We start from the raw sequence: 24828 nt of genomic DNA on the forward strand, positions 1-24828 counted from the left end.
CTGCTATCCATCCTTGTCGGTGCGGAACCAGTCTGCCGGATCCTGAGGTGTGTTGTCTTGCCTGACTTCTATATAGAGCGTTTCCGTCCGGTCAGTGCCAGTGGCTTCACCATTTGGTGACATCTGAGAAGTTGTGCCGCTTTCCGGCCCGCCCATCAACCCGATGGGGGTGCCACCGGCAATCACCTGCCCGGCTTGGCCGTAAACCACATCCAGCCCCGCCAGCACGAAAAGCGTGTCGACCTGCGGCTCAAGGATCACGACATTGCCCAGATCAAGCAGCGGCCCGACATAGCGGATCGTGGCCGCCGAGGGGCTGGTCACGATGGCGCGCGGGCGCGTGGCAAGGATCATGCCCGGTCGCGTTACGCCCGCCGAATCCGTCTCGCCAGCCTTGCGGATCACCAGCCCCTGTGCGGGCAAGGGCAGATCGCCCACCTGCCCGTCAAGGTTCACCGGCGCAGGCTCAACCGCGCCGGTGGTGATCTCGGACAGGCCGCTGGCAAAGCCGTCCAGCGTCTCGGTCGAGGCGATGAGGATCGCGGTGCGCACCGGGTCTTCGGTAAAGCGCATCGGCAGATCGGTGCGGTTGGCCATGGCCTGATTGAGCGCGGTGCGCGCGGCCTGAAGCTCGGTCAGCCCGTCTTGCAGGCGCTGCGCCGCATCGGTTTGGAGCGCGCGCAGGGTCTTGATGTCCTCATAGTCCTGCCGCAGCGCATCGGCGCGAGCGTTCAGCGCAGGCGTCAATTCAGCCAGCAACATGCCCGCGCGGGCGGTGCCCATCGGGCCATCGGGGTGCAGAAGCACCACGGGCGAGGGATCGCCGCCGATGCTTTGCAAGACGCCCAAGAACTGCGCCACCTCGCCCTCGCGCGCCTGAAGCTTGCGGCTCAGCTGCGCCTCATTGATCGCCGCCTGCCGCAGCCCTGCCCGCATCGCCGCCAGCCCCGCCTCAAACGCCTGAATCGTCTCGGTCAGCGCCTTCACCCGGTCGCGCGCGCCATCGGCTTGGTCCAGCCGCGCCGATGCCGCCTCCAAGGCGGTCGCGGCTGCGCGTGCCTCCGCGGCGGCCTCATCGGCCTGCGCCTGTGCCATCAAGGGCAGACAGGCAAAAAGGGCAGCCGCGGCAAGATGTTTCATGAAAGCAGGCTTTTCCCGGTCATTTCTTCGGGCTGCGGCAGCCCCATCAAATCAAGCACCGTCGGCGCCAGATCGGCCAGCCGCCCGTCGCGCAGCGCCGCCCCTTCGGGCGCGCCCACCGCCACCACCGGCACGGGGTTCAGCGTATGGGCCGTATGCGCGCCGCCGGTCTCGGGGTCGATCATCATCTCGCAATTGCCGTGATCTGCGGTGACGATCATCGCGCCGCCTGCGGCCTCCAGCGCCTTGAGCACCCGGCCAAGCCCCGCATCCACCGCCTCACAAGCCGCAATCGCCGCCTCCAGATCGCCGGTATGGCCGACCATATCGGGATTGGCGTAGTTCACCACGATCAGGTCATAACCCGCCTCGATCGCCTGCACGAATTGATCCGTCACCTCGGCGGAGGACATCTCGGGCTGCATGTCATAGGTCGCCACATTGGGCGATTTGGGCATGTTGCGGTCCTCCCCCGTGGCCGGGGTCTCAACCCCGCCGTTGAGGAAGAAGGTCACATGGGGATATTTCTCGGTCTCGGCCAGCCGGAACTGCCGCAGCCCATGCTGCGCCACCCAATCGCCCAGCGTGTTCTTGATGTCCGGCTTGGGGTACATCGTGGTCATATAGGCGGCGTGGTCCTTGGAATATTCCGCCATGCCCATCAGCGCCGCCCAATCGGGGCGCGCGCCGGTGTCATAGGCGTCAAAGCCCGGATCGCCCAAAGCCGCCATGATTTCCCGCGCGCGGTCGGCGCGGAAGTTGAGGCAGAAGAACCCGTCGCCAGAAGCCGCCCCCGCGTAGCCCTCGATCACGCTGGCGGTGATGAATTCATCCGTCTCGCCCCGCCCATAGGCCGCCTGAACCGCCGCGCGGGGATCGGGAAACCCCTCCCCTTCGCCATGCAGGATCGCCGCCGAAGCCTTGCCGACCCGGTCCCAACGGTTGTCGCGGTCCATCGCGAAATAGCGCCCCGTCACGGTGACGATCTTCACGGCCTCGGGCAGCGCCGCCTCTAGCGTCTCGAAATAGCCAAGGGCAGAGGACGGCGCCACGTCGCGCCCATCTGTCACCGCGTGGATCACCACCGGCAGCCCTGCCGCGTCCAGCGCGCGGGCGGCGGCGATCATATGGCTGAGATGCCCATGCACCCCCCCGTCCGAGACGACGCCCATCAGATGCGCGGTGCCGCCGGTTTCCTTGAGCTTGGCGATGAAATCTTGCAGGCGCTCATTCTCGGCAAAGCTGCCCTCTTCGATGGCGAGATCGATCTGCCCCAGATCCATCGCCACCACCCGGCCCGCGCCAATATTGGTGTGCCCGACCTCGGAATTGCCCATCTGCCCGCGCGGCAGGCCCACGTCGGGGCCATGGGTGATCAACTGCGCCTTTGGTCCTGCTTGCATGATCCGGTCGAAATTCGGCGTCTTGGCCAGCAGGGGCGCGTTGCCCTCAGGCACCTCGCTGAGGCCCCAACCGTCAAGGATGCACAATACGACAGGTTTGGGGGCGCTCATCAGACTGTTGCTCCGGCTTGGTGGCTGTTCAGCGCCTTTTACCCCTTGTGGGCTGGCACTTGAACCACTTTGTGCACAAGCCCCCCATTCCCGCGCAGAGCCCTTGCCCCGCGCGGCTGCTTTGGTCATAACGAGTGGCAACTTTCGCCTGAGCCGAGGACCAACTCCATGACCCTGCAAGCGCCCGAAACCCGCATCGTGAACACTTGGCGCGTGGCCTGCGACGGCAGCGAAGGCGCGCTTGGCCACCCGCGCGTCTGGCTGCAAATCCCCCAGGATCGCGGCTGGGTCGAATGCAGCTATTGCGACTGCAAATTCGTCCATGCGGATTTCGAAGGCAAAGTCTGAGCCTTTCCGCCCCCCCTGAACAACTGAACCGACGGCACGAACCTGCCCGCGCGGCGCATTGGCGTCTGGCCGTGGGCCATGCTTCGTGGCAAAAGGGTCGCCAACCCAGCGGAGCATTCCTATGACATTCGGCAAAGGCCACCACCTGCATCTGATCGACGGCTCTGCCTTCATCTTTCGCGCCTATCACGCCCTGCCGCCGCTGACGCGCAAATCCGATGGCTTGCCGATTGGCGCCGTGGCGGGCTTCTGCAACATGCTGCACCGCTATGTCGAGGGCAACACCGGCCCCAACGCGCCTACCCATGTCGCCGTGATCTTCGACAAGGGCAGCCACACCTTCCGCAATGACATGTACGACCAGTACAAGGCCAACCGCGACGCGATGCCCGAAGACCTGCGCCCGCAGATCCCGCTGACCCGCACGGCGACCGAAGCCTTCAACATCGCCTGCAAAGAGCTTGAGGGCTATGAGGCCGATGACATCATCGCGACCCTCGCCGTGCAGGCCCGCGCCGCCGGGGGGCGTTGCACCATCATCAGCTCCGACAAGGACCTGATGCAGCTTGTGGGCGACGGGGTGGAAATGCTCGACGCGATGAAGAACAAGACCATCGACCGCGATGGGGTGTTCGAGAAGTTCGGCGTCTATCCCGAACGCGTGGTCGACGTGCAAGCGCTGGCGGGCGATTCGGTCGACAACGTGCCCGGCGCGCCCGGCATCGGGATTAAGACGGCAGCGCTTTTGATCAATGAATACGGCGATCTGGATGCGCTGCTTGAACGGGCGGGCGAGATCAAACAGCCCAAGCGCCGCCAGACCCTGATCGACCATGCCGAGCAAATCCGCCTGAGCCGCAACCTCGTCCTGCTGGACGAGAACACGCCGCTCGACTTCACCATCGACGATCTCGAAGTGCGCGACCCCGATGCGGACCGCCTGCTGGGTTTCCTGTCCGAGATGGAGTTCCGCACCCTGTCGAAACGCGTGGCCGAGGTGCTGGGCCGCGAGGCCCCCGTCATCCCCGAAGCGCCCGCCCCCGCCGTGGCCGATGCGCCGCAGGTGGCCGAGGTGGCCTTTGACCACAGCCAGTATGAACAGGTCAGCGACGCCGAAGCGCTGCGTGTCTGGCTCAATCGGATTTACGAGCGGGGCTATGTCGCGGTGGACACCGAGACCACCGGCCTCAATGAGATGACCGCGGAACTGGTCGGCGTTTCGCTGGCCGTAGAGCCCGGGCAGGCCTGCTACATCCCGCTGACCCACAAAGCCAGCCGCGACGACGACCTCTTCGGCGGAGAGGGGCTAGCCCCCGGTCAGATGCCGGTCGAAGAGGCGCTGCAACTGCTGACCCCGATGCTGGAGGATCCCGCGATCCTCAAGATCGGGCAGAACATGAAATACGACAGCAAGATTTTCGCCCAACTGGGCATCGCGGTCGCGCCCATCGACGACACCATGCTGATGTCCTACGCGATGCACGCGGGCCTGCACGGGCATGGGATGGACACGCTGTCGGAACGCTACCTCGGTCACACACCGATGCCGATCAAGCCACTCTTGGGCAGCGGCAAATCCGCCGTGACCTTCGACAAGGTGCCGCTGGCCGATGCCGTCCCCTATGCCGCCGAAGATGCCGATGTCACCCTGCGCCTGTGGCAGCTTTTCAAGCCACAACTGCACCGCGCCGAGGTCACCAAGGTCTACGAAACGCTAGAGCGCCCGCTGGTGCCGGTCTTGGCGCAGATGGAGCGGGCGGGCATCGAGGTCGATCGCGATACGCTCAGCCGCATGTCCAACGCCTTTGCCCAGAAAATGGCCGGGCTGGAGGCGGATATTCACGAGTTGGCGGGCGAGAGTTTCAACGTCGGCTCCCCCGCCCAGCTTGGTGAAATCCTCTTTGGCAAAATGGGGCTGCCGGGCGGCAAAAAGGGCAAGACCGGGAAATACTCCACCGGCGCGGATGTGCTGGAGGATTTGGCGACCGAACATGACCTCGCCCGCCGGGTGCTGGACTGGCGGCAGCTGTCCAAGCTGAAATCGACCTATACCGATGCGCTGCAAGACCATGTGAACGCCGAGACGGGCCGCGTGCACACCTGCTATTCCATCGCCGGGGCGGCGACGGGGCGGCTCGCCTCGACCGATCCGAACTTGCAGAACATCCCGATCCGTTCCGAGGAAGGCCGCCGCATCCGCGAGGCTTTCGTCGCCCCCGAGGGCAAGGTGCTGGTGGCGCTGGATTACAGCCAGATCGAGCTGCGGATTCTGGCGCATATCGCCCAGATCGACGCGCTGAAGGAGGCGTTTCACCGCGGCGACGACATCCACGCCATGACCGCGTCCGAGATGTTCGACGTGCCGATGGATCAGATGACACCTGAGATTCGCCGCAACGCCAAGGCGATCAACTTCGGCGTGATCTACGGCATCTCGGGCTTCGGCCTTGCGCGCAACCTGCGCATCCCGCGGGCCGAGGCGCAGGGTTTCATCGACCGCTATTTCGAGCGTTTCCCCGGCATCCGGACCTACATGGACGAGACCAAGGCCTTTGCGAAAGAGCGCGGCTATGTGCAGACGCTCTTTGGCCGCAAAATCAACACGCCCAACATCGGCGCCAAGGGACCGCAGGCGGGCTTCGCCGCCCGGGCCGCGATCAACGCGCCGATCCAAGGCACCGCCGCCGACGTGATCCGCCGCGCCATGGTGCGGATGCCCGAGGCGATCGCCGATCTGCCCGCGACCATGCTGTTGCAGGTGCACGATGAACTGCTGTTCGAGGTCGAAAAGGGTGCCGAAGATGCGCTGATCGCCGCCGCGCGTGAGGTGATGGAGAATGCCAATGATCCGGTGGTGAAGCTTGACGTGAAGCTGATCGTCGACGCCGGTGTGGGTGCCAATTGGGCGGAGGCGCATTGATGGAAGACGCGGCCCTTCCCGCAGACCTCGCCCAAGCGCTGGAAGAGACCGGCGCGCAGGCCGGTTGGGACAGCTACAGCGACGCGCTGCGCGCCGATGCACTGGCGTGGATCGACGCGGCACGGACCACGACGGCGCGGTCAAAGCGGGTGGATGACGTGGCGCGCTTTGCCGGCAAGGGGCTGCCGCCGACGCCGTTTCAGTAGGGTGGAGGGCCATCGCCTGCCCGCGGGTTGGCGATCCAAGCTCAGTTCCTGCCACTTTATCTCTCAGCCATGATGTGCGGCCTCAAGGTTACGCCCGGCCCCACCAAATCGCCTACCCGGTGGGGCGGGCGGGCGATGGCCCGGCGCCTGCGGCTTGATTCCGGGCCGGCCCCATTCTCAGGCGATGGCCCTTTGTACACGCGTCCCCCATGCGCTAGATCATGCAGCATGACCCCGATCCTCTACTCCTTCCGCCGCTGCCCCTACGCCATGCGCGCGCGTCTCGCCCTCGCGGCCGCGCAAACCCCCGTCCACCTGCGCGAAGTCGTCCTGCGCGACAAACCGCAAGCCTTCCTTGACGCCTCGCCCACCGCCACCGTGCCCTGCCTCGTCACCGAAACCGGCCCCATCGACGAAAGCCTCGACATCATGAAATGGGCGCTGGTCCAGAACGATCCCGACGGCTGGCGCGACATGCCGTCCGAAGGCCACGACTGGATCACCTGCGCCGACGGCCCGTTCAAAGACGCGCTGGACCGCACCAAATACGCCACCCGCTACCCCGAGGCGGACCCCGAAGAGCAACGCGCCAAGGCGGCAACCTTCCTCCATGACCTCGACGCGCAACTGGGGGACTGGATCTTTGACCGCCCCACGCTGGCGGATTACGCGATCCTGCCCTTCGTGCGGCAGTTCGCCTTCATCGACCGCGCTTGGTTCGACGCGCAGGACTGGCCCGCCCTTCGCGGCTGGCTCGACCGCTTCCTCGCCTCGCCCCGGTTCGAAAGCGTGATGAACAAATACCCCCAGTGGCAGCCCGGAGATACGCCGGTGTCATTCCCCTAAGGCGGACACCCACCCCAAGGACTGCTCCGTCGGGCCGCCCGGAATATACTCCCCGCTGACGAAACCGTCATAGCCCGCCCGCAGCGTGGCAAAAAGCCCGTCGAAATCGATATCACCGCTGCCCGGCGCGCCGCGCTTTGGCGTGTCACCTAGCTGCACATGGCGGATCAGGGGGCGATATTCCTCGAAAACCGCCACGGCATCGCCATGGATCATCTGCGCGTGAAAACTGTCGAATTGCAGCGCCACATTCGGCGCATCTACCGCCGCCAGCAGCTCCGCCGCCTGCGCGTAGTCGTTCAGGAAATAGCCCGGCTTGGCCTGCGGGCAGAGCGGTTCGATCATCAAGGTGACCCCTGGCGGCGCCTCTGCCGCGGCATGGCGCAGGTTCGCCACAAGGGCCTTTGCCGCCGCTGGCCCTTCGCCCTCCCCGGCCATGACATGCACCATTTTGGGCCGCAGCGCCACAACATAGCGCCAGACCCGGCGCATATCATGGGCGAAACGCGCCTCGCCTCCCGGCAGGGCGGCGAAACCGGGCGGACCGCCCGTGTAATTCGGCGGCGGCGCGTTAATCAGGGCGAGCGTTAAGCCATTGCGCAGCAAGGCGCGCTGCGTCTCTTTCGCGGGCATGTCATAGGGGAACAAGACCTCAACCGCGCCAAACCCCGCCTCTGCCGCCGCGTCGAACCGGTCCAGATAGGGCAGTTCGGACCAAAGCAGCGACAGATTGGCGGCGGGGGTGATCGGCATTCGGGTCTTTCGGTGAGCTTACGGCAGGTCTTCCGAAGGGATGATGCCAAAGAATTCCCCACCCGACCAGACACCAAACCAGCCATCGCGGTGCTGGCCCAGATCGACCAAGCGATAAAAGCTCTTGCGGTCGATCAGCGCCTCCAGATTGCGGCGCACCAGCACATAGGGTGCAGGTTCGCCCGTCTCTTCATCGCGGACCACGCGGATCGGATGGGCCGCGCCCGCCTCGGCCACATCGCCCAGATTGGTCAAAAACCGCAACTGCTGCGCCTCGCCTGCGCCCTCGGCCTCGAAGTCCACGGCGACGAATGGTGCATCTTCGACGGTGATGCCGACCTTCTCCACCGGGGTTTTGAGGAAATAATCATCCCCCTCGCGCCAGAGAATCGATGCGAACAATTTGACCATTTCGATCCGGCCAATGGGTGTGCCTTGATAGAACCACGTCCCGTCGCGTTTGATCTGCATGTCCAGATCGCCGCAAAATTCCGGGTTCCACTTCTCAAGCGGCGGGGTTCCGCGCGCTTTTGCGGCCTTGGCGGCTTCGATCAAACTGTCTGCCGTGGGTGTCACGGTATTTTGTCCGCTCATTGGTTTTGCCATTCCCTTTGGTCGCGATACACTTACACCTGAAAGATATAACTCCGGGGAAAGAAATGTCATGGCCGAAGCGGATGATCTGATCGCGCAAATCGAAGCGCTGACCGAAAAGCTCGCCGCGGCGAAACAGTCGATCACCGGGCGTTTCGTCGGGCAAGAGCAGGTCGTCGACCTTGCGTTGACAGCGCTGCTTTGTGGTGGGCACGGCCTGCTGATCGGCCTGCCGGGCTTGGGCAAGACGCGGCTGGTTGAGACATTGAGCACGGTCATGGGCCTGCACGGCAACCGCGTGCAATTCACCCCCGATCTGATGCCCGCTGACATCTTGGGTTCCGAAGTGCTCGACACCGCGCCCGACGGCAGCCGCGCCTTCCGCTTTATCGAAGGGCCGATCTTTTGCCAACTTCTGATGGCCGATGAGATCAACCGCGCCAGCCCGCGCACGCAATCCGCCTTGTTGCAGGCGATGCAAGAGAAGACCGTGACCGTCGCGGGGCAGGACCGCGCGCTTGGCAAGCCCTTCCATGTGCTGGCCACGCAAAACCCGATCGAACAGGAAGGCACCTACCCCCTGCCCGAAGCGCAGCTTGACCGTTTCCTCGTACAGATCGACGTGGCCTACCCCGACCGCGCGACAGAGCGGGACATTCTGCTGGCCACCACCGGTGTCGAAGAGGGCACGGTGCGCCCGGTCTTCACCACCGAAGATCTGCTCTCTGCCCAGACCCTGCTGCGGCGGATGCCGGTGGGCGACAGCGTGGTGGAACTGATCCTCGATCTTGTCCGCGCCTTCCGCCCCCATGAGCCTGAGGCCACCCAACCCGTGCGCGACAGCGTCGCTTGGGGCCCCGGCCCCCGTGCCGCGCAGGCGCTGATGCTGACCGTGCGCGCCCGTGCGCTGCTGGAAGGGCGGTTGGCCCCCTCCGCCGAAGATGTGCTCGCCATGGCCCGCCCGGTGCTGAGCCACCGGATGGCGCTGAACTTTGCCGCGCGCGCAAGGGGCGAAAGCCTGCAAAGCCTGATCGACGCCACCGCCGGTCAATTGATCGGGAAAAAGGCCGCCGCGTGACCCATAGCCCCCTGTCCCTCAGAGCCAGCGCCGAGGGCGAAGCGGCCCGGCTGCCCGCCCTGCTGGCGCGGGCCGAGCATCTGGCCGGTGCCGTTCTGCCCGGCGCCCATGGCCGCCGCCGCGCGGGGACGGGGGATGATTTCTGGCAATACCGCCCGGCACAGATCGGCGACAGCCGCCGCATGGTCGACCACCGCCGCTCGGCCCGTGGCGATCAGGAGTTCGTGCGCGAACGCGAGTGGCAGATTGCGCAGTCCGTCATGCTCTGGGTCGATCAGGGGGCCTCGATGCGCTTTGCCTCGGACAAGGCGCTGCCTGACAAGGCCGACCGCGCCCGCCTTTTGGGCCTTGCGCTGGCGATCCTGCTGTTGCGCGGGGGGGAGCGTGTGGGCCTGACTGGCACCGCCCTGCCCCCACGGCGCGGCAATCCGCAGGTGCTGCGACTGGCCGAATTGCTCTGCCAAGACGATGGCCAAGACTACGCCCCGCCAGAACATCGCGGCATGATCCCCCATGCGCGGGCGGTCTTCATCTCGGACTTCATGGGCGATCTCGACCCGGTACAGACCGCGCTGACCAAGGCCGCCGACCGTGGCGTGCGCGGCGTGCTCTATCACCTGCTGGACCCGGCGGAGGAGGCTTTCCCCTTCGCGGGCCGAACCATTTTCGAAAGCGTCGGTGGCAGTCTGCGGCATGAGACGCTCAAAGCGAATGACCTACGTGACCGCTACCTCTACCGGCTGGCGGCGCGTAAAGAGGCCTTGCAGCAACTCTGTGCTCGAACCGGCTGGCGCTATGGGCTGCACCACACCAACGCCACGGCGCAGTCGGCGCTGCTCTGGCTCTATGGCGCTTTGGACGCGCGGCAGGGGAGTGCGGCATGAGCGTTTTCGGCGGCATCGGTTTCACCGCGCCTTGGCTGCTGCTGGCCCTGCTGGCGCTGCCGATCCTTTGGCTAATCCTGCGGGCCGTACCGCCTGCGCCTGTTCGCCGCCGTTTTCCCGGTGTGGCGCTGCTCTTGGGGTTGGCGGATGACGACAGCACCAGCGACCGCACCCCGTGGTGGCTGCTTTTGCTGCGGATGCTGGCCGTGGCCGCGATCATCATTGGCCTTGCCGGGCCGGTGCTGAACCCGCAGGCCGAGGCGGAAGAGGGCAGCGGCCCCTTGCTGATTATGCTCGACGGCTCATGGGCCGGGGCCAGCGGCTGGGACCGGCAGATGGCCGCCGTTGACGCGCAACTCACCCGCGCCGGGCGGGCCGAGCGGACGGTGGGCATCCTCAGCCTCACCGACCCGCAGGTGCCGACCTTCCAATCCGCCGATGCGTGGCGCAGCCGTCTGGCCGGGTTCACCCCCGCACCGTGGCAACCGGCCCCGGCAGAGCTGACCCGCGCGACCGAGATCATGGCGGCCCTGCCCGCCTTCGACACCCTGTGGTTCAGCGACGGGTTGGACTATCCGGGCCGCGATGATCTGCTTGCCGCGCTGCAATCCAAAGGCGCGGTCGAGGTGCACCAATCCGCGGGCAATGTCATCGGCATCGCGCCCGCAGTCTATCAAGATGGCGCGATCGACCTGACCCTGCGCCGCGCCGCGCCCGGACCGGAACGCGCGGCGATGGTGCAGGCCCATGGCCGCGATCCGGCGGGCAACGCCCGCGTGCTCGCCACCGCCAATGCGACGTTAGAGGCAGGCGCGACCGAGGCCACCACCTCCCTTTCGCTGCCCGCCGAAATGCGCGCGCGGCTCACCTCTTTCGACATCGCGGGCCAACGCTCCGCCGGGGCGCGCAGCTTGGTCGATGACGGGCTGCGCCGCCGCGAAGTCGCGCTGATCCGGGGGCGCGGGGCGCAGGAGGGGCTGCAACTGCTCTCACCGCTGCATTACATCGAACAGGCGCTGGCCCCGAGTGCTGATCTGATCGACGGCACCCTGACCGAGGTGCTGCCCGCGAACCCCGATGTGATCGTGCTGGCGGATGTGGCCACCCTCGCCCCCGCCGAGGCCGAGCCGATGCAAGAGTGGATCGACGCGGGCGGCATGCTCATCCGTTTCGCCGGGCCGCGCGTGGCGGCGAGCGATGTCAGCCGCATCGACGAAGACCCGCTGATGCCCGTGCGCCTGCGCGCCGGGGGCCGCAGTGTCGGCGGCGCGATGTCTTGGGGGGAGCCCAAGGCGCTGGCCCCTTTCCGCAATGGGTCGCCATTCTTCGGGCTGACGGTGCCCGATGACGTGACCGTTTCGGCCCAAGTCGTGGCCCAACCCGACCCGACGTTGGCCGACCGGGTGATCGCCGCGCTCAGCGATGGCACCCCGCTGGTCACACGCAAAGCCGTGGGTCAGGGGCAGATCGTGCTGTTCCACGTCACCGCCACGGCGGAATGGTCCACCCTGCCGCTTTCGGGTCTTTTCGTGCAGATGATGGAACGGCTGGCCGTGTCATCCGGTGCCAGCGCCCCCGAGGCCGAGAGCCTTGAGGGCACCACATGGACCCCGCTGTGGGTGATGGACGGTTTCGGCAGCCTGTCGGATGCGGGCAACCTGCCCGGCGTTGCGGGGCCTGACCTGATCTCGGCCCCCGCAGGCCCCGCCCTTCCGCCCGGCATCTACGGCGCCGAAGACCGGCGTCTTGCGCGCAATGTGCTGACCGGCGAGACCGCCCTCACCCCCGCCACATGGCCCGCCGATGTGCCGCTGCGGGGCCTTGCCCTGCCGCCGGAACAGCCACTCGCCGGGGCGCTTCTGAGCCTCGCCATTCTTTTGCTCGTGGCCGATGTGCTGGCCTCCCTCGCCCTTTCGGGGCTGCTGCTGCGCCGCTCCACTGGCAGCTTGGCGCTGGCCTTGGGGCTGGCCATCGCCCCGCAGATGGGCGACGCGCAGGAGAATGACCCCGAAAGCTTTGCAATACGCTCGGCCTCTGAGGTGACTTTGGCCCATGTGCTGACCGGCAACAGCGACGTTGACGAGATCGCCCGCGCCGGGTTGATCGGCCTGTCGGACACGCTTTATTTCCGCACGACCGTAGAGCCTGACCTGCCCACCGGCGTTGATCTTGAGCAGGACGAACTGGCCTTCTTTCCGATCCTCTATTGGCCAGTAACCCCCGACCAACCGCAGCCCTCGTCCGAGGCTTATGGCAAGCTGAACGACTACCTCCGCTCGGGCGGGCTGATCCTGTTCGATACGCGGGACGCGGATATCGCTAGCTACGGTGCCGCCAGCCCGAATGGGCGCAAGTTGCAGGAACTGGCCGCACCGCTCGACATTCCGCCGCTGGAGCCGCTGCCGGGCGACCATGTGCTGACGCGCACTTTCTATCTGTTGCAAGACTACCCCGGTCGCTACAGCAGCCGCGATGTCTGGGTCGAGGCTGCGCCGCCCGATGCCGAACGGATCGAGGGGATGCCCTTTCGCAACCTCAATGACGGGGTGACGCCGGTGGTGATCGGGGGCAACGACTGGGCTGCGGCTTGGGCTGTGCGCCGCGATGGCGCGCCGCTCTTGCCCATCGGGCGCGGCTTTGCCGGAGAGCGGCAGCGCGAACTGGCCTACCGCTTTGGCGTGAACCTTGTCATGCATGTGCTGACCGGCAACTACAAATCCGATCAGGTCCATGTGCCTGCGCTGCTGGATAGGTTGGGCCAATGACCGGAACCGTGCTTTTCGACCCGCTGATCCCCCTGCCGCTGCTGATCGGCCTTGCGGTGCTGGCCGCGCTCGGCCTTCTGCTGGCGCTGTGGCGCGGCCTGTCGGGCTGGGCCCTGCGGGGCTTGGCGGCGGCAGTGGTTCTGGCCGCGCTCGCCGGGCCATCCTACCAGACCGAAGACCGCGCGCCGCTGTCGGACATCGTGCTGCTTTTGGAAGACGAAAGCGCCAGCCAGCGGCTCTCCGACCGTGCCGCGCAGACCGACGCGGCGGCAGAGGCGCTCTCTACCCGCATCGCCGCCCGCCCCAATACCGAGCTGCGCCGGATCACCGTGCCCGATGGGGCCGAGGATGCAGGCACCCGGCTGATGACCACGCTGGCCGATGCGCTGGCCGAAGAGCCACGCGCGCGGATCGCGGGCATTCTGGCGCTCAGCGATGGCCGGGTGCATGACGCCGATCTACCGCTCGACCTGCCCGCGCCGCTACATCTGCTGCAAACCGGTCGGGCCGAGGATTGGGACCGCCGCCTGACTGTGCGCAACGCTCCGGCCTTTGCCATCATCGGAGAGCCGGTGACCCTGACGCTGCGCATCGACGATCTGGGGGCCGCGCCCGAGGGCGGCGGGCTGACCCAGCTTGATATCTCTGTCGACGGGGAAGAACCGCAGAGTTTCAACGTGCCGATTGGCCAAGACCTTGAACTGCCCGTGGCCCTGCCCCACGGCGGGCGCAACGTGATCCGCTTTTCCCTGCCCGAAGCCGAGGGGGAGTTGACCGACCGCAACAATGCCGCGCTGATCCATATGAACGGCGTGCGCGACCGGCTCAGCGTGCTCTTGGTCTCAGGCGAGCCGCATCCCGGCGGGCGCACGTGGCGCAACCTGCTGAAGTCCGACAGCGCGGTCGATCTGGTGCATTTCACCATTCTGCGCCCGCCCGACAAACAGGATGGGGTGCCGGTGAACGAGCTGTCGCTCATCGCCTTCCCGACGCGCGAGTTGTTCATGGAAAAGATCGACGACTTCGATCTCATCATCTTTGACCGCTACCAACGGCGCGGCATTCTGCCTGCGCTCTACCTCGACAACGTGGCGCAATATGTGCGCAAGGGCGGTGCGGTGCTGGTCGCCGCCGGGCCGGATTTTGCCAGTGCCGACAGCCTCTACCGGTCGCCGCTCGGCACGGTGCTGCCCGCCACCCCCACCGCGCGGGTGGTGGAGGAAGCATTCCCCCCGGTCGTCACCGACATCGGCCAGCGCCATCCCGTCACCTCAGACCTGCCCGGCAAGGGCGACTGGGGCCGCTGGCTGCGTCAGATCGACGTGAACGCTGAAAGCGGCGACGTGGTGATGACCGGCGCGGACGACCGCCCGCTTCTAGTGCTGGACCGCGTGGATGAGGGGCGCGTGGCGCTGCTCGCCTCTGACCACGCTTGGCTGTGGAACCGCGGCTATGAGGGCGGCGGCCCGCAGTTGGAATTGCTGCGCCGTCTGGCCCATTGGATGATGAAGGAACCCGAGCTTGAGGAAGAGGCGCTGATGGCCTCTGCCCAAGGCCGGACCATGCGCATCACCCGCCGCACCTTGGACGAGACCGTGCCCCCCGTCACGATCACCGCCCCCGATGGCAGCACGACTGAACTGCCCCTCACCCCCGCCGGGCCGGGCCGGTTCGAAGCGGAATATACCGGCGAAGAGATCGGCCTCTACCGGCTGGAGAACGGCGAAGAGGTCACCGTCATCGGCCTCGGCCCCGCCGCCCCGCGCGAGTTTGTGGAGACCATCGCCAGCGATGCGGCCCTGCGCCCGGCGATCGACAGCCTGCGCGGTGGGGTGGCACGGGTGGAGGATGGGCTCCCCCGTCTGCGCGACGTGCGCCTTGGCCGCCCTGCCGCCGGGCGCGGCTGGCTGGGGCTGACCCCGCGCGGCGCTTACGAGACGCGCGATGTGCGACAAACGCCGCTGCTGCCGGGGTGGCTGGTGCTCTTGCTTTCGGCGCTCTTCATCATTGCCGCATGGCTGCGCGAGGGCCGCCGCTAAAGCGCCCGCAGCAGCAAACCGCCCGCCAGCGTCACCACGACCAAGCCCGCCGTCAACTCGGCCACCGCTCCGGCTTGGGCCAGCCTCGGCGATCCGGCGAGGCCGCCCAAGACCCCGGCGCGCAGCCCCGTTGCGGCCAAGCCGGTGGCGATGGTGATCAAGCCGGTGCCGAGCGCCATGGCAAAGGCCCCCAAGATGCCGACCCCGCCGATCCCCATATGCCAAGTGATCACCAGCACGAAAAGCGCGCCAGTGCAGGGCCGGATGGCGATCCCACCGATCAAAAGCAGCGCGTCGCGCAGTCTGCCCGCGCGCTGAACCTGCGCCAGACTGGGCCCATGGGCATGGCCGCAATGGCTGCATACTTCACCGGAATGCGCCGATCTGTCCTGTCGCGCATGGCGCAACCCGCGCCAGATCAACCAAAGCCCGATGAGAGCAATCGCGCCATAGCTTGCCGGGGCCATGATGCCTTCGGTCACGCCGACCAGCGCCTCCCGCCCGAGACCCAAGAGGAGGATACCCGCATAGACCAGAACCACGGCGGTCACCGCTTGGCCCAAGGACGCCGCGAGCGCGATCAGCGACAGCCGCAGCACTGGCACCGCCCGCGCCAACCCGTAGCCGCCGATCACGATCTTGCCGTGCCCCGGCCCCGCCGCATGGACGACGCCATAGGCAAAAGACGCCAAGAGCACCGTCCAGAACGCCGCCGTATCGCCGCCCCGCGTGGCGCGCAGCCCGCTGGCGATGCTGTTTTGAAATCCGCGCTGCTGTCCCGCGGCCCAATGGGCAAGGGCGTTGAACCCGCCCGACCACCACAGCGCCGCCAGCGCCAAAAGGGTCGCCAATGCCGCCAGCGCTATGATGCGTCGCATGTGATCACCACTTCATTGGCCAAGGCTTCGCCGATCTCCGGCAAGCCGACATCGCTTGGATCGGTATTCGCGTCCAGCGTGCTCAAGTCCTGCTGAAGGGCGCGCAGATCGGCATTCATATCCGGCATCTTGACCCGCGCGCGGCAGGCATCGCTGCCTTGGATGGTCACTTTCTGGGTCACTTCATAGGCGGTGTAATAGGTCGGATCATAGGGTTTGATGATCAGCCCATCCGCCGAGGGAGCCAGGCCTTCGACCGCGCGCAGATGGCTGGTGATGATGCGGCCTTCGGCAAAGCGGGTTTCCACGTCTTGCGGACCCGAGAGCGCGACCTCTTCGCCCCCCTCCAGCAAGACCGTATCGCCGTTGAACCCTTCGATCCACTGCATGTCGAATCCGTTGAGAGAGGCGACTTCCGCCTGCGTCAGCACGCCATCGTAATCGGGGTCGAGGCCGCGATCCTCGGTCACCAAGAGAGAGTAGAATTCGTCATAGGCCCATGTGATCCGCAGATGGGTCAACCGCCCCTCGGCATCGACGATCACTTCGAACCCGGTATCGACGAAGATATGCGGATGCGCGCCAAGCGGTGTGGCGCAGGCGAGGAGAGCGGCGGTGACGAGCGGGTATTTCATGGCGCTAGGTCTACGCCCCTTCGCCAAGCGCGGCAATCGCCCGGCGGGCGGCGCACGGCGGGAAGGCGCGCATCGCCGCCCCGCCTGTGGGTCAGTTCGACGGGTAGGGCCGGACAAAGACCGGACGCTCGGGCGTCGAGGCATCGGGCTGATAGGCATAGCCGCCGCTGTCGAAATCCTGCAAGCCTTCCGGGTCGTTCACCCGGTGCTGCACGATGTAGCGGGCCATGGCACCCCGCGCCTTCTTGGCGAAGAAGCTGACGATCTTCGGCCCCTTGCCATCGCCCTTATCTTCCATGAACTGCGGGGTGATCACCCGCAGTTTCAGCGCCTTGAGGTCCACCGCGCCAAAGTATTCCTGACTGGCGCAGTTCACCAGAACATCGCTGCCGGTCGCCTCGGCCTGTGCGTTCAACGCCTTTGACAGGCTGTCGCGCCAATAGTCATAAAGGTTGCCGCCCCGGCGGGTTTTCAGCTTGCTGCCCATCTCTAGCCGGTAGGCTTGGATCGCATCGAGCGGGCGCAGCACGCCGTAAAGGCCCGACAGGATGCGCAGGTGATCTTGGGCATAGGTCATCTCATCGGCATCAAGGCTCGTGGCCTCCAGCCCCTGATAGGTGTCGCCGGCGAAGGCCAGCGCGGCGGGGCGGGTGACCTCGGCTGAGGGCTCAGCCTCGAACGCCTGAAAGCGGTCGCGGTTGAGCCGCGCGAGATCGTCGCTCAGCCCCATCAGGCTTTTGAGATCGCCCAAGCTGAGATTGCGCGCAGTCGTCGCCAGCCGCACGGCGTCTTCCTGAAAATCAGGCTGGGTGACGGCGACATTGCGCTCGGCCCAATCAAGGCGTTTGGCGGGGGAAATAACGACGAGCATGGCAGTCTCCTTGGGGACGTTTCGGGGTGATCTAGCCCGGGTCGCGCAGAACGTCCAGAAAGGCCGGACCAAAGCGTTCAGCGCGTTTATCGCCGAGCAATCGTTCAATGGCCGAAGGGTCGGCGCTGCGCAGTTGGGCCACTTTCGCAAGCATCGCGGCAGAACAGCTCAGCGGCTTTTCGGTCCCCTGTTCGCCGCGCGCCAGATCGGCCTGCACCTGCAACAGCTGGTCATAGACATTGCCCGCCTCGCGCCCCGCCAGCTTGCGCCGCGCCTTATGCATCGGCTGCGCCTCGCCGTTGATGACTTCGAGGAAGGCCGCACCGTAATTTTCCAGCTTCTTGGCCCCCACGCCGCCGATCCGCGCCATGGCGTCGAGGTCTTGCGGCCGCGCCTCGGCCATCTCGATCAATGTCCGGTCGGTGAAGATGATATAGGCGGGCACGCGGGCCGCCTCGGCCAGCGCGCGACGCTTGGCCTTGAGCGCCGAGAGCAGCGGCGCGTCCTCATCGCTGACCATGGCCTTGACCGCGGGCCGCCGGTTCGCGCCCGCCGCCTTGATCGTATCGCGGCGCAGGTTGATGCTGGCCTCGCCGCGCAGGATCGGCAGGGCGGCGTCGGTCATGCGCAGCGCGCCGTGGCGCTCGGCATCCGGGCGCACGAGGTCATGGCCCATCATCTGCCGGAACACCGCCTGCCATTCGTTGCGGCTGTATTCGCCGCCGACGCCGTAGGTCGGCAGCGATTGGTGGCCGCGCTGGCGGACCTTCTCGGTCTCGTTGCCCAAGAGGATGTCGATGAGATGGCCGGCGCCGAACCATTCGTCGGTGCGCAGCATGGCCGAGAGCGCCTTGCGCACCGCCGTGGTGCCGTCGAAAACCTCCGCGGGGGTATCGCAGAGATCGCAACGCCCGCAGGTCACCTCGGTCTCGTCGAAATAGCCCAGCAGCGTCTTGCGGCGGCACTCCAGCGCCTCGGCCAGCCCCAGAAGCGCGTTGAGCCGCCCGTGATCGGCGGCGCGGCGTTCGGGCGGGGCCAGCCCCTCGTCGATCTGGGCGCGGCGCAGGCGGATGTCGTCGGGGCCGAAAAGCGTCAACGTCTCGGCCGGGGCACCATCGCGCCCGGCGCGGCCGATCTCTTGGTAGTAAGCCTCGATCGACTTGGGCAGATCGGCATGGGCGACCCAGCGAATGTCGGGCTTGTCCACGCCCATGCCAAAGGCCACGGTGGCGCAGACGATCAGCCCGTCCTCTTGCTGGAAACGTCGCTCGGCGATGCGGCGGTCCTCGGCCTCCATGCCGCCATGGTAATGCAGCGCCTCCTGCCCCTGATCGCGCAGCGCCTTGGCTAGCCCCTCGGTCTTGGCCCTTGTGCCGCAATAGACGATGCCCGATTGGCCGCGCCGCGCCCCGGCGAAGGCGAGGATCTGGTCGCGCGGCTTGTTCTTGGCGGCAAAGGCAAGATGGATGTTGGGCCGGTCGAAACCGCGCAGGAAGGCGCGCGGCGGGGTGCCGTCAAAGAGCTTCTCGACAATCTCGACCTGCGTTTCGGCATCCGCCGTGGCGGTGAAGGCGGCGAGCGGTACGTCGAGCGTGCGGCGCAGCTCACCGATGCGCAGGTAGTCCGGGCGGAAGTCATGGCCCCATTGGCTGACGCAATGCGCCTCGTCCACGGCGATGAGATTGACGCCAACGCGCCGCAGCATCCCCATGGCGGAGCCTGCCGCCAGCCGTTCCGGAGCCATGTAGAGCAGTTTGAGCGTGCCAGCTTCCAACGCCTCCCAAACCGCATCGGTCTCTTCGGGCGTGTTGCCTGAGGTGAGCGCGCCTGCCGCGACGCCTGCTTCTTGCAGGCTGCGGACCTGATCGCGCATCAGGGCGATCAGCGGCGAGATCACCACCGTCACCCCCTCGCGCATCAGGGCAGGCAATTGGAAACACAGGGATTTGCCGCCGCCCGTGGGCATGATGGCCAGCACGTTCTCGCCCTCGGTTACGGCCTCAACAATTTCTTGCTGGCCGGGGCGGAACCCGTCGAAACCGAAAACATCACGAAGAAGCGTGGCAGCGCCTGTCATGGAGAACCTGTAAGATTGTCTGCTCTTTTTATGCAGACTCCCACACTAACAAAGCGTGAACAAGGCCAGATGCCCGCGGCATCGGCGCGCGGGCGGGCCCGGGGCACGGGTCAGTAGAAGGCCGCTGCGTTGTTGGTAAGCACGATCCGCGCCATGGCAACGGCGATCAGCACGATCAGGGGGGCGAGGTCCAGACCGCCCATCGGCGGGATCACATTGCGCACACGGCTATAGACCGGCTCAAGAATGCGGTTCAGCCCGTCCCAGATCTGCGCCACCAGCGGCTGGCGCAGGTTCAGCACCTGAAAATTGATCAACCAAGACATGATGACATGGGCGATGACGATGAACCAAACGATGTTCAAAAGCAGCATCAGGATCTGGAACAGCGACGTCATGGAATATCCCCTTGGTTTGACGCAAGACAATTAAGCGCCCCGCCCTCAAAGGGCAAGAGTGCCGCGACGTATATGCTTGACCGCGCTGCGCTTCCGCCGCAGATCCGCGGCGTCACGACAAAGGAAAGCCTCATGTTCCCGATCATCCGCATGGCCAAAGACGTCATCGTCGCCGCGCGGCAGGCGCCGCTGGACAATCTGACCGACACCCATGTCAGCCACCACATCTGCTGGCCGCATGACCTCGATATCTGGATGGAATTGAACAACGGGCGGGCACTGTCGCTTTATGATCTGGGCCGCACCGCCATGGCGCAGCGGGCCGGGCTGATCACGCTGCTGCGGCAAAACAAATGGGCCATCACCATCGCAGGCTCCAGCACGCGGTTCCGCCGCCGCATCCGCATGTTCGAGAAGTTCGAGATGCGCAGCCGGACACTGTGTTGGGACGACAAGTTCATCTATCTTGAGCAATCCATGTGGAAGAAGAACGGCGAATGCGCGAGCCATGTGCTCTACCGTTCCGCTGTCACGGATCGCAACGGCCTGATCCCGCCGGAAAAGGTCCTGCAAGCGATGGGACGGCAGCAACCTTCGCCCGAAGTGCCCGGCTGGGTAGCGGAGTGGATCCGCGCCGATGCGCATCGCCCGTGGCCGCCGATGCAGGACGCGGTCCCTGCCCCCGAGACCGCAGAGCAGCTTTCGGCCTGAGCCGACCGCCCTCCTCTGCCTCGCCCCCTGCCCTTACTGACGCTTGCGCCTTGCGCCCTGCCCTGCTCTAACTTGAAAAAGGGCAGGCCGCGAAAGGGCGCAACATGGCACAGACAGGCGGGCGCAAGCGCATCTGGGGATGGTATTTCTTTGACTGGGCCAGCCAGCCTTACAACACCCTGCTTCTGACTTTCATCTTCGGCCCCTACTTTGCTCAGACCGCGACCAATGCGCTGGTCGAGGGCGGGATGGAGCTTGGCGCCGCCAAAGCCCAAGCCCAGGCATACTGGGGCTATGGTCTGGCGCTGGCGGGCGTCGCGATTGCGGTGCTGGCCCCGGTCTTGGGCGCTGTGGCGGATTCCTCGGGGCGGCGGATGCCTTGGATCTGGCTGTTCTCGGCCATGTATGTGGTGGGCGCAGGCGCACTGTGGTGGACCGCGCCGGGAGATTTCTCTCTGCTTTGGGCGCTGTTCTTTTTCGGCATCGGCTTGGTCGGGATGGAGTTCGCGACGATCTTTACCAATGCCTACCTGCCCGAGCTGCACCCCGACGCGGATGAGCGGGGACGCATTTCCGGCGATGGCTGGGCCTTTGGCTATGCGGGCGGGGTGCTGGCGCTGATCGCGATGATCGCCCTGTTTCAAAGCGGCGCGAATGGGCGCACCATGGCGGGGCTGACGCCGCTTTTCGGGCTGGACCCGGCGACAAAGGCCGACACCCGCATCGTCGGGCCGCTGACGGCCATCTGGTACGCGGTCTTTATGATCCCCTTCTTCCTCTATGTGCGCGACAGGCCGAAACGCGGCGCGGTGCGCTATCGCGTGGGTGCGGGTCTCGCGGATTTGGCGCGCACCCTGCGGGGGCTGCCGAAGCATCCGTCTCTGCTGGCCTATCTCGGCTCGTCGATGTTCTACCGCGACGCGCTGAACGGGATGTATACCTTTGGCGGGGTCTATGCGCTTGGGGTGCTGGATTGGTCGATCCAAGAGATCGGCATCTTCGGCATCCTCGCCGCCATCTCGGGCGCGGTGTTCTGCGTGCTGGGCGGGCGGATCGACCGGCGCATCGGCCCGATGCCGGTGATCGTGGCCTGCTGCGTCATCCTCATCGCCACCGCCTGCCTGATCATCTCGCTGGGGCCAAATTCGGTCATGGGCGTTTCTTTGCCCGAAGGCTCCGCCCTGCCCGATATCCTGTTCTACGTCGCCGGTGCCTCTATCGGCGCGGCGGGCGGGGCGCTACAGGCGTCATCGCGTAACATGCTGACCCGGCAGGGAAACCCCGAGCGAATGACCGAGGCTTTCGGCCTCTACGCCCTCTCGGGCAAAGCCACCTCCTTTCTCGCACCGGCGCTGATTGCCCTGACCAGCGACCTCACCGGCAGCCAAAGGCTGGGGATCACCCCCGTCGTGGGGCTTTTCATCATCGGATTGATCCTGTTAGCCTGGGTCAAACCCAAGGGAGATTTCGCCACATGACGCTGCTTCGCACCTTCACCTCCGTGGCGCTGGCCTTTGCGCTTGCCTCTTGCGGGGGCGGCCGGACCGAGACCGACATCAGCGGTGAGAAGGTCGCCCTGCCGACCATCGGCTCTTCGGGCGGCGCATTGAGCACGGTCGAGGCCAAGCGGCTTTTCGGGGCCAAGAGCTTTGCCTCCGCGCAATCTCCGGCGGCTTTCGGCAGCTACTCCAAAGGGTGCCTCGCCGGGGCCGAGCAATTGCCCGAGACGGGTCCGACATGGCAGGCCATGCGCCTGTCGCGCAACCGCAACTGGGCCCATCCCGAGATGGTCGACATGGTCAAGAAACTCAGCCGCAAGGCCGCGCAGCAGCCGGGTTGGGAAGGCATCTATGTCGGCGATATGAGCCAGCCGCGCGGGGGGCCGATGCTGACCGGGCACGCCAGCCACCAGATCGGCTTGGACGCCGATATCTGGATGCTGCCGCCGAAGTCGCTGAACCTCAGCCGGGCGCAACGCGAGAATATCTCCTCCATCTCCATGCGCCGCTCCAGCGGGGCCTATGTGAATTCCTCTTGGACACCAGCGCATCACGAGGTGATCAAGGCCGCGGCCCAAGACCCCCGCACCGCGCGTATCTTCGTCTTCCCCGGCGCCAAGGTGCAGATGTGCGCCGATGAGAAAGGCGACCGCAGCTATCTGCGCAAAATCCGGCCTTGGTACGGGCATCACTATCATTTCCACGTCCGCATCGCCTGCCCAACAGGCGCGCGCGGCTGTGTGGATCAGGCCCCGCCCCCGCCGGGTGACGGCTGCGCCGATGCGCGGCAGTGGCAGGCCAATATCCTGAACCCACCAAAGCCCGATCCAACGGCCCCCAAAACGAAACCCAAGCCCAAGCGCGACATCCTGCTTGCGGACCTGCCTGCCCAATGCAACGCCGTTTTGAACGCAAACTGATCCGCGCCTGCCTCCCGTTCTTCCTGCTCATTGCCTGCGTGGCACCCGCCGCGCAGACAGAGCCGGTGGTGCAGGTCGACAGCGTGCTGACATGGAGCCACCCGGCCCCGTGGTTCGGCGGCTTTTCGGGGGTCGAGGTCAATGCCGATGGCACCCGCCTGACGGCGGTCTCGGACCGGGGCCGCGTTGTGCAGGCGCGCATGGTTCGCGAGGCGGGCCGTTTGGTGGCCCTTGAGCTTGAGGAAAACGCCCCGCTCAAAGGGGCCGATGGCAAAGCCCTGCGCGGTCAAATGCGCGATGCCGAAGCGCTGGCCCGCGATGGCCGGGGGCACCTCTACATCTCGTTCGAACACGATCACCACGTCGCCCGCCTGTCGCCAGAGAGCGGCGTCACCACCCCGCTGCCCAGACATGACGACTTTGCCAAGTTCGAGCCGAACGCGGGGATGGAGACATTGGCCGCTCATCCCGATGGACGGCTCTTTGTAGCCCCCGAAGGCGGCGGCCCCACATCGGGCCCCATCCCGCTTTATGCCTTTGATGGCACCGCATGGACAATCGCCGCGAAGATCCCGCGCCAAGGGCCGTTCTTGCCGGTGGACGCGGATTTTGCCGAGGATGGCACGCTCTATCTGCTGGAGCGGACGATCACGCCATTGGGCTTTCGCAACCGCATCCGCAGCTTTGATTTGACCGCGCCGGGGCTTGGGGAGGTAACCTTGCTGACCTCCGGCCCCGGTCAATACGACAACCTCGAAGCGCTCAGCACTTGGCAGGACGCGGCGGGGCAAACCCGGCTGACTCTGCTGTCGGACGACAACTTCTTCGTCATGCAGCGCAATGAGGTGGTCGAGCTGATCCTTGCCAAACCGGGTGTCGAGGGCTAAAGACCGTTCCGTCTGCGATCCCCGCAGGCCAAGTCGCCGCACCCTTGCACAAAACGGTCCACATATGACACGCACCTATCTCCCCGGCATTCTCGCCATGGCCGCCATCGTCGTGGCCTCGAATATCCTTGTTCAGTTTCTATTCGGCCAATGGCTGACTTGGGGGGCTTTCACCTATCCGCTGGCCTTCCTTGTCACCGATGTGATGAACCGCCTCTACGGTGCCTCCGCTGCGCGCCGGGTCGTGTTGGTAGGGTTTGTCGTCGGGTTGATCTGCTCGCTGATTGGGACACAGATCATGGGCGAATTCGGCCCGCTGGTGACGGTCCGCATCGCGATCGCCTCGGGCTCTGCCTTCCTCGTGGCGCAGCTGTTGGATGTGACGATCTTTAACCGTTTTCGCGATGGCGCATGGTGGCGCGCGCCTTTGATCAGCACGCTGATCAGCAGCGCGATCGACACGGCGCTGTTTTTCTCCATCGCGTTCTCGGCCAGCCTGTCGTTCATCCACCCCGCGACCGATGTCGCTTGGGCGACCGAGGCTTTGCCACTGTTGGGCGCCGGCCCGCTCGCGCCGCTTTGGGTCTCGCTCGCCGTGGCGGATTGGTCGGTGAAACTGGCCATCGCGCTCATCGCGCTGATCCCCTTCCGGCTCCTGACCGCACGGCTGACCGCCCGCGCGTGATACTGGCGCAGGGGGCCACCCCCTGCCGCCGCGCCCCTTCAAAAAAAACGCTTTGCGAATTTCAAAACCTGTGCAACGCTCAGGGTGAGTTCAACAAATGTAAAGGAGGTGATCCAGTGTCAAGAAAGGTATTGGAGCGAGGTGTCGGAACAGCCAGCGGGGTTTCCTGCTAGGGCAGCC

The 24828-nt window shown here is 65.9% G+C and carries 22 protein-coding genes; 13 read left to right on the forward strand and 9 right to left on the reverse strand.

The window, feature by feature from the left end:
• Positions 1–3: 3 nt before the first annotated feature.
• On the reverse strand, positions 4–1140 hold the full coding sequence (locus ACGYLD_RS05235; RefSeq protein ID WP_271692536.1) for a murein hydrolase activator EnvC: 1137 nt from the start codon (positions 1138–1140) through the stop codon (positions 4–6).
• Positions 1137–2654, reverse strand: coding sequence for a 2,3-bisphosphoglycerate-independent phosphoglycerate mutase (gene gpmI, locus ACGYLD_RS05240; protein ID WP_394401515.1), 1518 nt, complete (start codon positions 2652–2654; stop codon positions 1137–1139). The genes ACGYLD_RS05235 and gpmI overlap by 4 nt, the downstream gene beginning before the upstream one ends.
• Before the next feature lie 168 nt (positions 2655–2822).
• On the opposite strand from gpmI, the gene ACGYLD_RS05245 reads away from it, so the two are divergent.
• From ACGYLD_RS05245 to ACGYLD_RS05260, 4 genes are all read left to right on the forward strand, one after another.
• Positions 2823–3002 carry a zinc-finger domain-containing protein gene (locus tag ACGYLD_RS05245; RefSeq protein ID WP_271692538.1) on the forward strand — a complete coding sequence of 60 codons (180 nt, stop codon included), beginning with the start codon at positions 2823–2825 and terminating at the stop codon, positions 3000–3002.
• A 121-nt stretch (positions 3003–3123) separates the two neighbouring features.
• On the forward strand, positions 3124–5922 hold the full coding sequence (gene polA, locus ACGYLD_RS05250) for a DNA polymerase I (RefSeq protein WP_271692539.1): 2799 nt from the start codon (positions 3124–3126) through the stop codon (positions 5920–5922).
• Positions 5922–6128 (forward strand): YdeI/OmpD-associated family protein, encoded by a 207-nt coding sequence (locus ACGYLD_RS05255; RefSeq protein WP_067263012.1) that lies wholly within the window; start codon positions 5922–5924, stop codon positions 6126–6128. Before polA ends, ACGYLD_RS05255 begins: the two co-directional genes overlap by 1 nt.
• Before the next feature lie 228 nt (positions 6129–6356).
• Positions 6357–6974, forward strand: a complete 618-nt coding sequence (locus tag ACGYLD_RS05260; RefSeq protein WP_271692540.1) for a glutathione S-transferase — start codon at positions 6357–6359, stop codon at positions 6972–6974.
• On the opposite strand, the gene ACGYLD_RS05265 is transcribed toward ACGYLD_RS05260, so the two are convergent.
• Both ACGYLD_RS05265 and ACGYLD_RS05270 read right to left on the reverse strand, forming a co-directional pair.
• Positions 6963–7727 carry a hydroxypyruvate isomerase family protein gene (locus ACGYLD_RS05265; RefSeq protein WP_271692541.1) on the reverse strand — a complete coding sequence of 255 codons (765 nt, stop codon included), beginning with the start codon at positions 7725–7727 and terminating at the stop codon, positions 6963–6965. The genes ACGYLD_RS05260 and ACGYLD_RS05265 overlap by 12 nt on opposite strands.
• Before the next feature lie 18 nt (positions 7728–7745).
• On the reverse strand, positions 7746–8321 hold the full coding sequence (locus ACGYLD_RS05270; RefSeq protein WP_271692542.1) for a DUF1285 domain-containing protein: 576 nt from the start codon (positions 8319–8321) through the stop codon (positions 7746–7748).
• 70 nt (positions 8322–8391) lie between these two features.
• On the opposite strand from ACGYLD_RS05270, the gene ACGYLD_RS05275 reads away from it, so the two are divergent.
• From ACGYLD_RS05275 to ACGYLD_RS05290, 4 genes are read left to right on the forward strand one after another with little or no spacing between them, the layout of a single operon-like run.
• Positions 8392–9399, forward strand: coding sequence for an AAA family ATPase (locus tag ACGYLD_RS05275; protein ID WP_394401521.1), 1008 nt, complete (start codon positions 8392–8394; stop codon positions 9397–9399).
• Positions 9396–10283 carry a DUF58 domain-containing protein gene (locus tag ACGYLD_RS05280; RefSeq protein WP_394401524.1) on the forward strand — a complete coding sequence of 296 codons (888 nt, stop codon included), beginning with the start codon at positions 9396–9398 and terminating at the stop codon, positions 10281–10283. Before ACGYLD_RS05275 ends, ACGYLD_RS05280 begins: the two co-directional genes overlap by 4 nt.
• Positions 10280–13048: a DUF4159 domain-containing protein gene (locus tag ACGYLD_RS05285; protein ID WP_394401527.1), complete on the forward strand. Its 2769-nt coding sequence runs from the start codon at positions 10280–10282 to the stop codon at positions 13046–13048. The genes ACGYLD_RS05280 and ACGYLD_RS05285 overlap by 4 nt, the downstream gene beginning before the upstream one ends.
• Positions 13045–15087 carry a hypothetical protein gene (locus ACGYLD_RS05290; protein WP_271692546.1) on the forward strand — a complete coding sequence of 681 codons (2043 nt, stop codon included), beginning with the start codon at positions 13045–13047 and terminating at the stop codon, positions 15085–15087. Before ACGYLD_RS05285 ends, ACGYLD_RS05290 begins: the two co-directional genes overlap by 4 nt.
• Here the strand turns inward: ACGYLD_RS05290 and ACGYLD_RS05295 are convergent.
• From ACGYLD_RS05295 to ACGYLD_RS05315, 5 genes are all read right to left on the reverse strand, one after another.
• Positions 15084–15965, reverse strand: coding sequence for a nickel/cobalt transporter (locus tag ACGYLD_RS05295; RefSeq protein WP_271692547.1), 882 nt, complete (start codon positions 15963–15965; stop codon positions 15084–15086). The two genes, ACGYLD_RS05290 and ACGYLD_RS05295, sit on opposite strands and share 4 nt — an antisense overlap.
• The gene (locus ACGYLD_RS05300; protein ID WP_271692548.1) at positions 15950–16600 is read right to left on the reverse strand and encodes a DUF1007 family protein; all 651 of its coding nucleotides are present in this window, start codon (positions 16598–16600) and stop codon (positions 15950–15952) included. Before ACGYLD_RS05300 ends, ACGYLD_RS05295 begins: the two co-directional genes overlap by 16 nt.
• 91 nt (positions 16601–16691) lie before the next feature.
• Positions 16692–17471, reverse strand: a complete 780-nt coding sequence (gene yaaA / locus ACGYLD_RS05305) for a peroxide stress protein YaaA (protein ID WP_271692549.1) — start codon at positions 17469–17471, stop codon at positions 16692–16694.
• 31 nt (positions 17472–17502) lie between these two features.
• Positions 17503–19548: a DNA helicase RecQ gene (gene recQ / locus ACGYLD_RS05310; protein ID WP_271692550.1), complete on the reverse strand. Its 2046-nt coding sequence runs from the start codon at positions 19546–19548 to the stop codon at positions 17503–17505.
• Positions 19549–19658: 110 nt separating this feature from the next.
• Positions 19659–19946 (reverse strand): YggT family protein, encoded by a 288-nt coding sequence (locus tag ACGYLD_RS05315; RefSeq protein WP_067267829.1) that lies wholly within the window; start codon positions 19944–19946, stop codon positions 19659–19661.
• Between the two features lie 132 nt (positions 19947–20078).
• On the opposite strand from ACGYLD_RS05315, the gene ACGYLD_RS05320 reads away from it, so the two are divergent.
• From ACGYLD_RS05320 to ACGYLD_RS05340, 5 genes are all read left to right on the forward strand, one after another.
• Positions 20079–20657: an acyl-CoA thioesterase gene (locus ACGYLD_RS05320; protein ID WP_271692551.1), complete on the forward strand. Its 579-nt coding sequence runs from the start codon at positions 20079–20081 to the stop codon at positions 20655–20657.
• 104 nt (positions 20658–20761) lie between these two features.
• Entirely contained in the window at positions 20762–22135 is a 1374-nt protein-coding gene (locus ACGYLD_RS05325; protein ID WP_271692552.1) for an MFS transporter, read from the forward strand.
• A complete protein-coding gene (mepA, locus tag ACGYLD_RS05330; protein ID WP_394401534.1) occupies positions 22132–23076 on the forward strand; it encodes a penicillin-insensitive murein endopeptidase in 945 nt (314 codons plus the stop codon). The genes ACGYLD_RS05325 and mepA overlap by 4 nt, the downstream gene beginning before the upstream one ends.
• Positions 23049–23963 (forward strand): esterase-like activity of phytase family protein, encoded by a 915-nt coding sequence (locus ACGYLD_RS05335; RefSeq protein ID WP_394401537.1) that lies wholly within the window; start codon positions 23049–23051, stop codon positions 23961–23963. The genes mepA and ACGYLD_RS05335 overlap by 28 nt, the downstream gene beginning before the upstream one ends.
• 64 nt (positions 23964–24027) lie before the next feature.
• Entirely contained in the window at positions 24028–24648 is a 621-nt protein-coding gene (locus ACGYLD_RS05340) for a queuosine precursor transporter (protein ID WP_322344567.1), read from the forward strand.
• The last annotated feature ends 180 nt before the right edge of the window (positions 24649–24828 follow it).

Origin of the sequence: Sulfitobacter sp. 1A12056, assembly GCF_043558125.1 — a bacterium.
GTDB lineage: Bacteria > Pseudomonadota > Alphaproteobacteria > Rhodobacterales > Rhodobacteraceae > Sulfitobacter > Sulfitobacter faviae.